The following is a 13,859-nucleotide window of genomic DNA, read 5'->3' on the forward strand; positions in this document are numbered from 1 at the left end:
GCCGCGTCGGTGCGTCGGCCGGTGGCAGTCGAGGTGCCGGGACGGAGGCGGTCAGCGTCCGTCCCCGTCCGTTCCCCGTGTCCCCTCCGCCGCCCCGACCCGCTCCAGCAGCGCCACCGGCGTGTCCGCGAAGAGGTCCGCCACGCGCGCGTGCCCCGTGTACTCGCGTCCGGTGCTCAGCGCGTCGGCCCACCGGCCGGGCGGCAGCGGCAGGATCGTGTCGCGCCAGCCGCCCGCCTCCGCCAGCCGCAGCGACAGCCGGGTCACGGCAGTCACCGCCTGCCCGGAGCGGGCGAACGCCACGCAGTGCGCCGCCGCGGGGCCCTCGGCGGTCAGCGGCTCGTACGTCGCCGTGTCGCCGAAGGCGTCGGGCCGTCGTGCCCGCAGCGCCAGCGCCGCCCGGGTCACGGCCGTCTTCTGACCGGCGTCCTCGCCCTCGCCGCCCGCGGCGGGGAAGTCCACCGGCCGGCGGTTGTCCGGGTCCACCAGCGCCCGGTACTCGTGCTCGGTGCCCTGGTAGAGGTCCGGTACGCCCGGCATCGTGAGGTGGGCCAGGGCCGTGCCCAGGACGTTGGCCCGGATGTGCGGCCCGAGCGTGTCGCGGAGCGCGGCCACCCGCCCGCCCGGCGCACCGCACGGCCCCGCCGCCACGAACCGGGCCACCGCCTCCTCGTACGACGGCTCCCGCTCCGTCCAGCTGGTGTGCATCCCCGCCTCGCGCACATGCTTCAGGAGCGCCTCCCGCACGCGCTCCCCGTCCGCCGGGCCCAGCCCGAACACCGTCTGCCAGGCGGCCCACGCCATCTGCGCGTCCGGCACGCCCTCGCCCGTGCGGGTGACCTCCGTCAGGACGTCCGCCCACCGCCCGGGACACTGGGTGAGCACCGCCAGCGCGGCGCGCACGTCGGCGCTGCGCTTGGTGTCGTGGGTCGAGACGACCGTGCCCGTCGCGGGCCAGTCGCGCTGCACGCGCGCGCAGTAGGCGTGGAACTCCGCCGGCGACACGGCCGGACGGCCGGGGTCGCCACCCACCTCGGTCGCCGACAGCAGCGGCACGTAGCGGTAGAAGGCCGTGTCCTCGACGGACTTGGCGCGCAGCGCCGACGCGGTCTGCGCGAACCGCGCCCGGAACTCCGCATGGTCCGGCCCGTCCCCGTACCGCCCCAGCAGCAGGCCCCGTACGACGTCCACCGCACCGGACTCCTCGGGCACCGCGAAGGCGAGCCGGGCCTCGGCCGCCGCCTGAGCGGTGACGACCGTCGCCGGGTCCACCGACGTGTACGGCCGGTACACCTCCAGCCGGACCAGCAGTTCCCGCAGGGCCGTGCGCAGCGCCCAGGGCGCCCGGTCGCGCAGCGCGGGGTCCGGCGCGGCGACGCACAGACGGTGCGCCACCCGGGTCAGCCGTTCCATCTCGGTGGCCAGCTCATGGGTGAGTACCTTGTACGCGGCCCGCCGCACCGTCGGCGCCCAGTCCCCGCCGCGGTCCGCCCGCGGATCGGCGAACCGCCGGTACTGCCCGAGCAGTTCGCCGTGACCGGCGGGGTCGGTGAAGAGCCCGTCGACGTGCCGGAGCGCGTCGTAGCCGGTCGTGCCCGAGACGGGCCAGGCGGCGGGCAGCCGTTCCCCGTCGGCGAGGATCTTCTCCACCACGATCCACCGGCCGCCGCTCGCCCGGTGCAGCCGGTCCAGGTACGCGTCGGGGTCGGCGAGGCCGTCGGGATGGTCGACGCGCAGCCCGTCGATCACGCCCTCGCGCAGCAGCCGCAGGATCGTGGCGTGCGTGGCCTCGAAGACCTCCGGGTCCTCCACGCGTACGCCGATCAGCTCCGAGATGCTGAAGAAGCGCCGGTAGTTCAGCTCGGTGCGGGCCAGCCGCCACCACACCGGGCGGTACCACTGCGCGTCGAGGAGCCGCGGCAGCCCCAGCTCCGCGGTGCCGTCCCGCAGCGGGAAGGCGTGCTCGTGGTAGCGCAGGACGCCGCCGTCGACCCGGAGGTCGTCCAGCACCTCGCCGACGGGGGCGCCCAGCACCGGCAGCAGCAGTTGACCGCCCTGCGCCCGCCAGTCGATGTCGAACCACCGCGCGTACGGCGACTCGGGCCCCTCGCGCAGCACCTCCCACAGGGCGCGGTTGTGGCGCGGGGACATCGCCATGTGGTTGGGCACGATGTCCACCACCAGGCCCAGGCCGTGCTCCCGCGCGGTGCGGGCCAGCCCCCGCAGCCCCTCCTCGCCGCCCAGCTCCTCGCGCACGCGCGCGGGGTCGACGACGTCGTAGCCGTGCGGCGAGCCCGGGACCGCCTCCAGGACCGGGGACAGGTGCAGGTGCGACACGCCGAGCGAGGCCAGGTACGGCACGGCCGCCGCCGCGGCCGCGAAGGGGAAGGACGGCTGCAGCTGGAGCCGGTAGGTGGCCGAGGGGGCACCGGAGGCGGACGGGGGGCCGGGGGAGGCGGCGGAGACTGAGGAGGCGGCGGAGGCGGGAGAGGTCGTGGACGGCACCGGGTCGGGTCGCTCAGGTGTCATGGAAACCTACGTACCCGCCCTGCGGCCATTCCTGTCACCGGCCCCCTGCACGGGTGCAGGGGGCCGGGCGCGGGGGCCTGCCGCGGAACCGGTCCCCGCACCGGCCCGCACGGGCCGCACCGGCCCCTACACCGGCCGCACCGGCCCCTACACCGGCCGCTGCAGCACCGTCAGACTGCGGTCCAGCAGGGTCAGCCGGTCCCCGGCCTGCACCTTCGGGCCGGTGCCCGAGGGCACCCCCTCCGTCAGGGCCGTGTCGACGACCACCTCCCACTGCCGGCCGTGGTCGACCGGCACCACGAAGTCCAGGGGCTTCGGCGCGGCGTTGAACATCAGCAGGAACGAGTCGTCGGCGATGCGCTCCCCGCGCGAGCCGGGCTCGGAGATCGCGTTGCCGTTCAGGAACACCGTGAGCGCGGAGGCCCGCGCCGAGTTCCAGTCCCGCTGGGTCATCTCCGCGCCCTCCGGGGTGAACCAGGCGATGTCCGACAGCTCGTCGTGCGTGCCCTGCACGGGGCGGCCGTGGAAGAAGCGGCGCCTGCGCAGCACCGGATGGTCCTTGCGCAGCCACACCATCGCGCGGGTGAACTCCAGAAGGCCGTGGTCGTCGTCGGGCCACGCCACCCACGCCAGCTCGTTGTCCTGGCAGTAGGCGTTGTTGTTGCCCCGCTGGGTGCGGGCGAACTCGTCGCCGTGGCTGATCATCGGGACACCCTGGGAGAGCAGCAGGGTGGCCATGAAGTTGCGCATCTGCCGCGCCCGCAGCTCCCGCACCGCCGGGTCGTCGGTGTCGCCCTCGACGCCGCAGTTCCAGGAGCGGTTGTGGCTCTCGCCGTCCCGGTTGTCCTCGCCGTTGGCCTGGTTGTGCTTGTCGTTGTAGGCCACCATGTCGTGCAGGGTGAAGCCGTCGTGGCAGGTCACGAAGTTGATCGAGGCCAGCGGTCGGCGCCCGTCGTCCTGGTAGAGGTCGGACGACCCGGTCAGCCGGGACGCGAACTCCGCCAGCGTGCGCGGCTCGCCGCGCCACAGGTCCCGCACCGTGTCCCGGTACATGCCGTTCCACTCGGTCCACAGCGGTGGGAAGTTGCCCACCTGGTAGCCGCCCTCGCCCACGTCCCAGGGCTCGGCGATCAGCTTCACCTGCGAGACCACCGGGTCCTGCTGCACCAGGTCGAAGAACGACGACAGCCGGTCCACCTCGTGGAACTGCCGGGCCAGGGTGGCCGCCAGGTCGAAGCGGAACCCGTCGACGTGCATCTCGGTGACCCAGTACCGCAGCGAGTCCATGATCATCTGGAGTACGTGCGGGGACCGCATCAGCAGCGAGTTGCCGGTCCCCGTCGTGTCCATGTAGTAGCGGGGGTCGTCGGTCAGCCGGTAGTACGAGGGGTTGTCGAGGCCCTTGAAGGACAGCGTCGGGCCCAGGTGGTTGCCCTCGGCGGTGTGGTTGTAGACCACGTCCAGGATCACCTCGATCCCCGCCTCGTGCAGCGCCTTGACCGCCGACTTGAACTCCAGCACCTGCTGGCCCCGGTCGCCCCACGAGGCGTACGCGTTGTGCGGGGCGAAGAACCCGACCGTGTTGTAGCCCCAGTAGTTGTTCAGCCCCATGTCCACCAGGCGGTGGTCGTTGACGAACTGATGGACCGGCATCAGCTCCAGCGCGGTCACCCCGAGCCCCGTGAGGTGCTCGATGAGCGCCGGGTGCGCGAGGGCCGCGTAGGTGCCGCGCAGCTCCTCCGGGAGCCCCGGGTGCCGCATGGTCAGGCCCTTCACATGGGCCTCGTAGATCACCGTGTGGTGGTACTCCGTCCGGGGGCGCCGGTCGTCGCCCCAGTCGAAGTACGGGTTGACCACGACCGACGTCATCGTGTGCGGCGCCGAGTCGAGGTCGTTGCGCCGTTCGGGTTCGTCGAAGTGGTAGCCGTACACCTCCTCGCCCCACTGCACGGCCCCGCTGATCGCGCGCGCGTACGGATCGAGGAGCAGCTTGGCGCTGTTGCAGCGCAGACCGCGCTCCGGGGCGTAGGGGCCGTGCACGCGGTACCCGTACCGCTGCCCCGGCATCACGCCCGGCACGTACGCGTGCCGCACGAACGCGTCGCTCTCCCGCAGCTCGATCGCCGTCTCCGAGCCGTCGTCGTGCAGCAGACACAGCTCTACTCGGTCGGCGGCCTCCGTGAAGACCGCGAAGTTGGTGCCGGCGCCGTCGTACGTGGCACCCAGTGGATACGCCTCTCCAGGCCAGACCTGCATGAACACGACTCTTTCAGGTGTGGGGCGCCCGCGCGGACGCCTTGGCTCCGAGTCCCTCGGAAGTCTCCCCGAAAGTGAGGCGACGACCTAGCACGTATGTCCTCTACCCACCCGTCGGCGTTCTGCTCCGACCGCGCCGTGCGCGGGTGCCCGGTCCGCTTCGTCCTGCCCGCCCCACGTCACCGCTATGAATCCGCTCACTCCCAGGAGTCAGGGCGACCGGAACACGCTTGTGGATCAAGGATGTTGGGAAAACCGGCCCGTCCATCGGGCTGCACCGCGGACCGCTCGCGGAGTACCCTTCCTTGATCGTTGGGACGGGGTGTCCCCGGGCAGGGTCCGGGGGAGCGGAAGGCGGTACTCGGGTGGGCTCGGGAGGGCTGGAGCTGCCTCCTGGTGACGACGGTCATCAGGGGAACTCCGCGGACGTCCCGCCCGGTGCGGTGTCCCTGGCGCGGCCGATGGACGCGGGCGCGATCGGTCCGGAACTGGACTGGGACGCCGACGCCTGGCACGAGGTGCGCACCCGTGCGCAGCGGGCCGGCCGGGCCTACATCTGGCTGAACCTCGTCGAACAGCGGCTGCGCGCCGTCGTGGCCGCCGTTCTGCGGCCGGTCTACGAACCGGTCCACGGCGACGACTGGGTGGTCGCCGCCGCCGGGCCCGCCGGCCAGGAGTGGGTGCAGCGGGCCGTCGCCGTCCGCGAGGTCAGCCGCCGCAAGGGCTACCTCCTCGACCCGGCCGACGACAACGTCCTCAGCTTCCTCACCCTCCCGCAGCTGCGCGAGCTGATGGTGCAGCACTGGCCCTGCTTCGAGCCCTACGTGGACGAGCGCCGCGACGTCGAACTCGCCCTGGACGAGCTGGAGGTGACCCGCAACGTCGTCTCCCGCAACCGGGCCCTGTCCGAGGCCGTCCTGGGCCAGGCCGAACGCGCCTCGGCGCGGCTCCTCGAAGTCCTCGGCGCCGGCAGCGACGTGCCGTCCGCGCGCCGCCTGCCGGTCGACGCGGTGGAGGACCTGGTCGGCGACCGCTACGCCGACGTCGTCGCCGTGCACTCGGACCGGGTGCGGCTGCTGCGGCAGTTCCCGGCCGAGGACCTGTTCGGCAGCGCCCGCCGCGTGGACGCCCTCGGCATCGGCCTCAACCTGCTCGTGCAGAACTTCTCCGGCCGCCGCCTGCTGCGGATGGCCGAGGCCGGCGGCCGGGTGCGGCTGCTCTTCCTCAACCCGGCCTCCAGCGCGATCAAACGCCGCGAGCGCGAACTGGGCATCAAGCGCGGCGAGCTGAGCCGCGCCGTGGAGATGAACATCCTGCACATGCGCCGGGTCCGCGCCCGGCTGCGGGACCCGGGCGCCTTCGAGATCCAGGTCTTCGACGAGACGCCCCGCTTCACGGCCTACCTCGTCGACGGGGACGGCTCCGACGGCATCGCGATCGTGCAGTCCTACCTGCGCCGGACGCGGGGGATGGAGGCACCGGTCCTCGTCCTGCGCAACGGACGCAACGGCGGGAAGGTCCTGAAGTCGGACGGCGTTGATGAAAGCGGACTTTTCCCCACCTATCGCGAGGAGTTCGAGCTGATGTGGGCGGATTCGCGCCCGGTGTCGTGAGCGCCGCCCCCCGGCGTCAAGGCGGGCGTAAGCGGAATGCGATCCTCTGATTGTCAGTGGCCCGTGGGAAGGTGGAGACCACTGGGGGAACGCACCACCAAGAAGGGGGATCGCCCATGGGCTGGCACCGGGAGCTGCTGATCGGCTTCGACCTGGAGACGACGGGCACCGATCCGCGCGAGGCGCGCATCGTCACGGGGGCCGTGATCGAGGTCAGGGGCGGAGAGCCGCTCGGCCGGCGGGAGTGGCTCGCCGACCCCGGCGTGGAGATCCCGGCGGACGCGGTCGCGGTCCACGGCATCAGCAACGAACGCGCGGCCGGGGAGGGCCTGCCCGCCGACCGGGTCGCGGACGCCATCGCCGAAGTCCTCACGGACCACTGGAAGGCGGGAGTTCCGGTCGTCGCCTACAACGCGGCCTTCGACCTCACCCTCCTCTCCGCCGAACTGCGGCGCCACTCACTGCCGTCCCTGCGCGAGCGTCTGGGCGGGACGGATCCCGCCCCGGTCATCGACCCGTACACCATCGACCGTTCCGTCGACCGCTACCGCCGGGGCAAGCGCAACCTCGAAGCGGTCTGCCGGGAGTACGGTGTCCCCCTCGACGCCGCCCACGACGCCACGGCCGACGCCCTCGCCGCGGCCCGGCTGGCCCGCGCGATAGCCGGCCGCCACCCCAAGGTCGCGTCCCTCGGCCCGGCGGACCTGCACCGCCGCCAGATCGAGTGGTACGCCGAGTGGGCGGCCGACTTCCAGAGCTTCCTGCGCCGCAAGGGCGACGCCACCGCGGTCGTCGACGGCACGTGGCCGGTGCGCGACCCGGCCGAGGAGCCGGCCGACGAGCGGGTCTGACCCCGCACCGTCGTACACCCCGGCGTCAGAAGGGATACCACCGCACCGTCGTGTCCCCGTCCCGCAAGGACGCCACCCTGCGTTCGAACTCGGCCAGCGCCTTCGGGTTGCTCGGTGCGTGCTGGGCGACCCATGCGCAGCTGGCGGTCTCCCGGGCGCCGCGCAGGACCGCGCAGCCGTCCCACTCGCGCACGTCCCAGCCGTAGGTCGCGGTGAAGGCGTCGTGCGCCTTCGCGGGCAGCCCGTAGCGGTCCCGGCTCAGTGCCATCACCACGAGGTCGTGCTCGCGCAGGTCGGCGGAGAAGGTCTCCAGGTCGATCAGGACCGGCCCGTCGGGACCGACGTGCACGTTGCGGGGCAGCGCGTCCCCGTGGATGGGGCCCGGCGGCAGGTGCGGGGTGAGCGCCGCGGCGGCCGACGCGAAGCCGTCCCGGCGCTCGCGCAGAAACGCGGCGTCCGCCGGGTCGATCACGTCGCCCGCGAGGCGCAGCCAGCGTTCCACACCGCCCAGCAACTCGCGGGGCGGCAGCTCGAAGGAGGAGGGGAGGGGAAGTTCGTGGACGAGCCGGAGCAGCGCGGCCACGTCCCGGGGCTCGGTGGGCCGCACCGGCTCGGGCAGCCGCCGCCACACCGTCACCGGATGCCCGTCGACGATCAGCGCCGCCGGATCGGCCGCCCGTACCGCCGGCACACCGGCCTCCTCCAGCCAGACGGCGACGGCCAGTTCCCGGCACGCCCGCGCGAGGAGTTCGGCGTCGCGGCCGACCTTGACCGCCAGGTCGCCGGCGGCGAACACCGCGTTCTCGCCGAGGGCCAGCAGCCGCGCCTCCCGCGCCGGGCCGGGCAGTACCCCCGCCGCGGCCAGCACCTCCCGCGCCCGTGCCTCGTCCATCGTCTCGCGCCTCCGTGTCTGCCGTCTTCGTCCGTGCGGTCTTCGTCCGCGCGGTCCTGGGGTCCGCCGTCTTCGCGGCGTCCCTCGCGGCGTCCCTCGCGGTCGCCGGGCCCGCGGGCTTCCCGCCGTCCGTCGGCCAGTGTCGCATTCGCACAGGTGGGAGGGTGTACGCGGGCACTTGACGGGACGCGGTCACTTCACGACCATGACCAGGCCCGCCCGAGCCGCGCGAAGGGGTTGCACACGTGACATCGGCGACCGATTCGAGGAGACCGGCGCGTCGTGCGCCCGGTCCGGACCGCCCGCCCGGCGGCCCGGACCACGGCGCCTGGTTCCTGGTGCTGCCCGCGCTGATCCCGATCCTGGTCCTCAGCGTGGGGCCGCTGCTCTACGGCATCTCGCTGGCGTTCACCGACGCCCAGTCCGGCCGTACGCGGGCCACCCAGTGGATCGGCGCCCTGAACTTCCGGGACCTGCTGCACGACACGCTGTTCTGGGAGTCGTTCCGCATCGGCCTGGTGTGGGCCGTCGGGGTGACCGTGCCGCAGTTCCTGCTCGCCCTCGGCCTCGCCCTGCTGCTCAACCAGAACCTCCGGCTGCGCTGGCTGGCCCGCGCCCTCGCGATCATTCCCTGGGCGATGCCCGAGGTCGTCGTCGGCATCATGTGGCGCCTGGTCTACAACCCGGACGCGGGCATCCTCAACGAGACCCTGCGCGACCTCGGCCTCGGCGACGGCCGCGACTGGCTCAGCGGCCTCGGCACCGCCCTGCCCGCCGTCATCGTCGTCGGCGTCTGGGCCGGCATGCCGCAGACGACCGTCGCCCTGCTCGCCGGACTCCAGAACACCCCGCGCGAACTGCACGAGGCCGCCGCGGTCGACGGCGCGGGAGCCTGGCGCCGCTTCCGCACGGTCACCTGGCCCGCCCTCAGACCCGTCGCCCTCGCCATCACCGCGCTGAACCTCATCTGGAACTTCAACTCCTTCGCGCTGGTCTACGTGCTGACCAACGGAGGACCCGGCGGCCGCACCCGGCTGCCCATGCTCTTCGCCTACGAAGAGGCCTTCCGCTACGGACAGTTCGGGTACGCGGCGGCGATGGGCTGTGTCATGGTCGCCGTGATCTCGATCCTGCTGGCCGTCTTCCTCGTCGGCCGGATCCGGGGCGCGACCAAGGGAGGCAGCCCGGCATGAGGACCTCGACCGGGGCCCGCGTGGGCCAGTACGCCGCGCTGCTCGCGTATCTCGTCTTCCTCGCCTTCCCGTTCCTCTGGCTGATCTCCCTCGCCTTCAAACCGCCGCGCGAGCTGGCCAGTCTGCACCCCACCTGGATCCCCAAGAACCCCACCCTCGACAACTTCCGGCAGGCCTTCGACGAACAGCCGCTGCTGCACGCCGCGCTCAACTCCCTGCTCGCCGCACTCGGCGCCGCCCTGATCGCGGTGGTGATCGCGACACCGATGGCGTACGTCATGGCCCGCCGCCGCGGCCGGCTCACCCAGGCGGCCACGGGCTGGGTGGTGGTCAGCCAGGCCTTCCCCTTCGTCCTGCTGATCATCCCGCTGTTCCTGGTCCTGAAGAACCTCGGCCTGATCAACTCGGTCCCCGGCCTGGTGATGGTGTACGTCGTGTGGTCGCTGCCGTTCGCGCTGTGGATGCTCTCCGGATACGTCCGCGCCGTCCCGGCCGAGCTGGAGGAGGCGGCCGCCGTCGACGGCGCCGGGCGGCTGCGGACCCTGGTCTCGGTGACCGCGCCGCTGCTCGCGCCGGGGATCGTGGCGACGGCCCTGTTCGCGTTCATCACCGCGTGGAACGAGTTCTTCTTCGCGCTGGTCCTGCTGAAGACACCGGAGAGACAGACGCTGCCCGTGATCCTCACCCACTTCATCGGCGCCGAGGGCGTCGCCGACCTGGGACCGCTCGCCGCGGCGGCCTTCCTCGCGACGCTGCCCTCGCTGCTGGTCTTCGCGCTCATCCAGCGGCGGATCACGGGCGGCATGCTCGCCGGGGCGGTGAAGAGCTGATGACGCGGACGCCCACGAGGATCCTCACCCTGTTCGCCTGTGCCGTCCTGCTGCTCACGGGCTGCTCGGGCGGCGGCGACGGGGCGGACGGCGGCCGGATCACCCTGCGCTTCCAGTCCCTGGCCTGGCAGGACGAGTCGGTGCAGGCCAACAAGGACCTGGTGCGGGAGTGGAACGCCACACACCCGGACGTGCGCGTCGAGTACGTCCAGGGAAGCTGGGACAGCGTCCACGACCAACTGCTCACCTCCTTCGAGGGCGGCGAGGCGCCCGACATCATCCACGACGCCTCCGACGACCTCGCCGACTTCGCCTACGGCGGCTACCTCGCCGACCTCACCGAACTGCTGCCCGCGCGGCTGAGGTCGGACATCCCGCGGCGCAGCTGGGAGACGGTCACGTTCGGCGACGGCGTCTACGGCGTGCCGTTCCTCCAGGAACCGCGCGTACTGATCGCCAACGCGGCCCTGCTGAAGAAGTCCGGCGTCCGGATCCCGACCCCGGAACACCCCTGGACCTGGGCGGAGTTCCGGCAGGTGACGAAGGAGCTGAGCGGCGACGGAAGGTACGGGGTGGCCTGGCCGCTCAAGGAGCCCGTCTCCGCCACGCTGAACCTCTCCCTGTCCACCGGCGGCGAGCTGTTCCACCGGGGCGCCGACGGCAGGGTGACCGTCCGCTTCGAGGAGGGCGACCAGGTGGTGCCCCGCACCATCCACGACCAGGTCGACACCGACCGCAGCGCCTCACCCACCACCCTGGGCAGCGGCGGCTCCGACACCCTGCCCGGCTTCTTCGCCGGCAAGTACGCCATGGTGCCGCTCGGCTTCTCCTACCGCCAGCAGATCGAGCAGCAGGCCCCCGAGGGCTTCGACTGGCAGGTGCTGCCCGCCCCCGCCGGCGCCGACGGGCTCGCCCAGGGCGTCAGCCCGCAGACCCTGTCGATCGCCGAGGACAGCCCGCACAAGAAGGAGGCCGCCGCGTTCGTCGACTTCCTCCTCCAGCCGGACAACACGGTGCGCCTCGCACTCGGCGACTGGATGCTCCCCACCGGCGAGCAGGCCCTGAAGGACCCCGCGCTGCACACGGCCGAACGCGGCTGGGCCACCGGCACCGCGCTCGCCGCCCACCTGCGCTCGGCGCCCGCGCAGTCCGTACGGGGCTACGCCGAGTGGAAGGACAAGGTGGCGACCCCGGCACTCCAGGAGTACTACAGCGGCGCGATCGGCATGGACGAGCTGCGCCACAGACTGGAGGAGGACGGGAACCTGGTACTCGCCCGGTACCAGCGCTGACGGCCGTCCGCGCGAAAACCCGTTGCCCGCTCGGCGCACGGCCGTCTAACGTCGCGCCCGTGGCAGCTTTCAACGCGATCTTCGACTCCGGTCTCGGCCGGGGCTGCACGTACTCCATCAGGATGCGTCGCGGCCCCGGAGTCCTGACCGGCCCGGGGTCCCCCCGCCACTGACGCGCCCGGCGCGCAGGACACGCCCCAGGCGGGCGTGGCGGGGCTGAGCCTCCGCGTTCCCTTTTGCCCCCGTCTTCCGGTCAGGGCCTTCGGCTGCCCGTTTCCCCCTGTCACGGAAGACAAGGACCGCAGGCCATGGCCCGCCCCACCCAGCGTGCCCGCACGCTCTCGCAGAACTTCCTCGCCGACCGCCCCACCGCCGAACGCGTCGCCCGGCTCGCCGCCCCCGACCACCGGCGCCCTCCCCTCCTGCTCGAAGTCGGCGCGGGCAAGGGCGCCCTCACCGAGCCGCTCGCCCGCCGCAGCCGCGAACTGCACGCCTACGAGATCGACCCCCGGCTCGTCCCCGGACTCCGCGCCCGCTTCGGACGCCGCCCGCACGTCCACGTCGTCGCCGGTGACTTCCTCGCCGCCCGGCCCCCGCGCACGCCGTTCTCGGTCGCCGGGAACGTGCCCTTCTCGCGCACGGCCGACATCGTCGACTGGTGCCTGACCGCCCCCGGCCTCACCGACGCCACCCTCCTCACCCAACTCGAGTACGCCCGCAGACGCACCGGCGACTACGGCCGCTGGACCCGGCTCACCGTCCTGACCTGGCCGCGCCACGAGTGGCGGCTGGTGGGCCGCGTGGACCGGCACCGCTTCCGTCCCGCGCCACGCGTCGACGCCGGCATCCTCCGGATCGAACGCCGCCCCGCCCCGCTGATCGGCGGCGCCGCCGGGCGCGGCTGGGCGGACCTGGTCGAGCTGGGGTTCTCGGGCGTCGGCGGCTCGCTGCACGCCTCCCTGCGGCGTGCCCACCCGCGGCGCCGGGTGGACGCCGCCTTCCGGGCCGCGCGGCTCGACCCCGGCGCACTCGTCGGCGAGGTCGCGCCCGAGCGGTGGCTGCGGCTGCACGAGGAGCTGACGGCATGACCCCAAACAAGTTGTACGAGACGTCTCGTCTCGTATACGGTCGTCGCATGACCAGTCCCGCGCACATCGCCATGTTCTCCATCGCCGCCTACGGCCACGTGAACCCCAGCCTGGAGGTGATCCGCGAGCTCGTCGCGCGAGGGCACCGGGTGACGTACGCGATCCCGCCGCTCCTCGCGGAGAAGGTCGCCGAGGCGGGCGCCGAACCCAAGCTGTGGCACAGCACCCTGCCCGGCCCCGACGCCGATCCCGAGGCGTGGGGGAGCACCCTGCTGGACAACGTGGAGCCCTTCCTGGACGACGCGATCCAGTCGCTCCCCCAGCTCACCGAGGCGTACGAGGGCGACGAACCGGACCTGATCCTGCACGACATCGCCTCCTACACCGCCCGCGTCCTCGGCCACCGCTGGGGCGTGCCGGCGATCTCCCTGTCGCCCTGCATGGTCGGCTGGGAGGGGTACGAGCAGGAGGTCGGCGAGCCGATGTGGGAGGAGCCGCTGAAGACCGAGCGCGGGCAGGCGTACTACGCCCGCTTCCACGCCTGGCTGGAGGAGAACGGGATCACCGAGCACCCCGACTCGTTCCTCGGCCGCCCCGACCGCTCCCTGGTCCTGATCCCCAAGGCGCTCCAACCCAACGCCGACCGGGTGGACGAGAAGGCGTACACCTTCGTCGGCGCCTGCCAGGGGGACCGCACCGCCGAGGGCGACTGGACGCGCCCCGAGGACGCCGAGAAGGTCGCCCTCGTCTCCCTCGGGTCCGCCTTCACCAAGCAGCCGGCGTTCTACCGGGAGTGCGTCAAGGCGTTCGGCGAGCTGCCCGGCTGGCACACGGTGCTCCAGGTCGGCAGGCACGTCGACCGGGCCGAGCTGGGTGACGTACCGGACAACGTCGACGTGCGCACCTGGGTACCGCAGTTGGCGATCCTCCAGCAGGCCGACCTGTTCGTCACCCACGCGGGCGCCGGCGGCAGCCAGGAGGGCCTGGCGACCGCCACGCCGATGATCGCCGTACCGCAGGCCGCGGACCAGTTCGGCAACGCCGACATGCTCCAGGGCCTCGGCGTCGCCCGCACGCTGGCGACCGAGGAGGCCACCGCCGAGGCGCTGCGCACCGCCGCCCTCGCCCTGGTCGACGACCCGGAGGTGGCCGGGCGCCTGAAGGAGATCCAGGCGCAGATGGCCCAGGAGGGCGGCACCGGGCGGGCCGCGGACCTCATCGAGGCGCAGCTGGCCGCCGCGAAGGGCTGACCCCGCACCACACCACCGCAGGACCCGTCGGTTCCCCCCAAACCGACGGGTCCTGCGGCAGGAGC

At 73.0% G+C, this 13,859-nt stretch carries 10 protein-coding genes; 7 read left to right on the forward strand and 3 right to left on the reverse strand.

Features of this window, described 5'->3' with window-relative positions:
* Positions 1-51: 51 nt before the first annotated feature.
* Both treY and glgX read right to left on the reverse strand, forming a co-directional pair.
* Positions 52-2,529 carry a malto-oligosyltrehalose synthase gene (gene treY, locus BJ961_RS10260; protein ID WP_271321013.1) on the reverse strand — a complete coding sequence of 826 codons (2,478 nt, stop codon included), beginning with the start codon at positions 2,527-2,529 and terminating at the stop codon, positions 52-54.
* A 147-nt stretch (positions 2,530-2,676) separates the two neighbouring features.
* Positions 2,677-4,785 carry a glycogen debranching protein GlgX gene (glgX, locus tag BJ961_RS10265; RefSeq protein ID WP_271321014.1) on the reverse strand — a complete coding sequence of 703 codons (2,109 nt, stop codon included), beginning with the start codon at positions 4,783-4,785 and terminating at the stop codon, positions 2,677-2,679.
* Positions 4,786-5,150: 365 nt separating this feature from the next.
* On the opposite strand from glgX, the gene BJ961_RS10270 reads away from it, so the two are divergent.
* The gene (locus tag BJ961_RS10270) at positions 5,151-6,398 is read left to right on the forward strand and encodes an SAV2148 family HEPN domain-containing protein (RefSeq protein ID WP_271321015.1); all 1,248 of its coding nucleotides are present in this window, start codon (positions 5,151-5,153) and stop codon (positions 6,396-6,398) included.
* A 116-nt stretch (positions 6,399-6,514) separates the two neighbouring features.
* The gene (locus tag BJ961_RS10275) at positions 6,515-7,249 is read left to right on the forward strand and encodes a 3'-5' exonuclease (RefSeq protein WP_271321016.1); all 735 of its coding nucleotides are present in this window, start codon (positions 6,515-6,517) and stop codon (positions 7,247-7,249) included.
* A gap of 25 nt (positions 7,250-7,274) precedes the next feature.
* On the opposite strand, the gene BJ961_RS10280 is transcribed toward BJ961_RS10275, so the two are convergent.
* Entirely contained in the window at positions 7,275-8,141 is an 867-nt protein-coding gene (locus BJ961_RS10280) for a phosphotransferase enzyme family protein (RefSeq protein WP_271321017.1), read from the reverse strand.
* A gap of 245 nt (positions 8,142-8,386) precedes the next feature.
* Between BJ961_RS10280 and BJ961_RS10285 the strand changes: the two genes are divergently transcribed.
* The 5 genes from BJ961_RS10285 to BJ961_RS10305 all read left to right on the forward strand — a co-directional run bounded on the left by BJ961_RS10285 (position 8,387) and on the right by BJ961_RS10305 (position 13,794).
* Positions 8,387-9,334, forward strand: a complete 948-nt coding sequence (locus BJ961_RS10285; protein ID WP_271321018.1) for a carbohydrate ABC transporter permease — start codon at positions 8,387-8,389, stop codon at positions 9,332-9,334.
* Positions 9,331-10,164 carry a carbohydrate ABC transporter permease gene (locus BJ961_RS10290; RefSeq protein WP_271321019.1) on the forward strand — a complete coding sequence of 278 codons (834 nt, stop codon included), beginning with the start codon at positions 9,331-9,333 and terminating at the stop codon, positions 10,162-10,164. Before BJ961_RS10285 ends, BJ961_RS10290 begins: the two co-directional genes overlap by 4 nt.
* Positions 10,164-11,456: an ABC transporter substrate-binding protein gene (locus BJ961_RS10295; RefSeq protein ID WP_271321020.1), complete on the forward strand. Its 1,293-nt coding sequence runs from the start codon at positions 10,164-10,166 to the stop codon at positions 11,454-11,456. Before BJ961_RS10290 ends, BJ961_RS10295 begins: the two co-directional genes overlap by 1 nt.
* 308 nt (positions 11,457-11,764) lie before the next feature.
* Positions 11,765-12,544, forward strand: a complete 780-nt coding sequence (gene erm(O), locus BJ961_RS10300) for a 23S rRNA (adenine(2058)-N(6))-methyltransferase Erm(O) (RefSeq protein WP_271321021.1) — start codon at positions 11,765-11,767, stop codon at positions 12,542-12,544.
* Positions 12,541-13,794, forward strand: a complete 1,254-nt coding sequence (locus tag BJ961_RS10305) for a glycosyltransferase (protein WP_271321022.1) — start codon at positions 12,541-12,543, stop codon at positions 13,792-13,794. Before erm(O) ends, BJ961_RS10305 begins: the two co-directional genes overlap by 4 nt.
* The last annotated feature ends 65 nt before the right edge of the window (positions 13,795-13,859 follow it).

The sequence above is a fragment of the Streptomyces lienomycini genome (genome assembly GCF_027947595.1).
GTDB lineage: Bacteria > Actinomycetota > Actinomycetes > Streptomycetales > Streptomycetaceae > Streptomyces > Streptomyces lienomycini.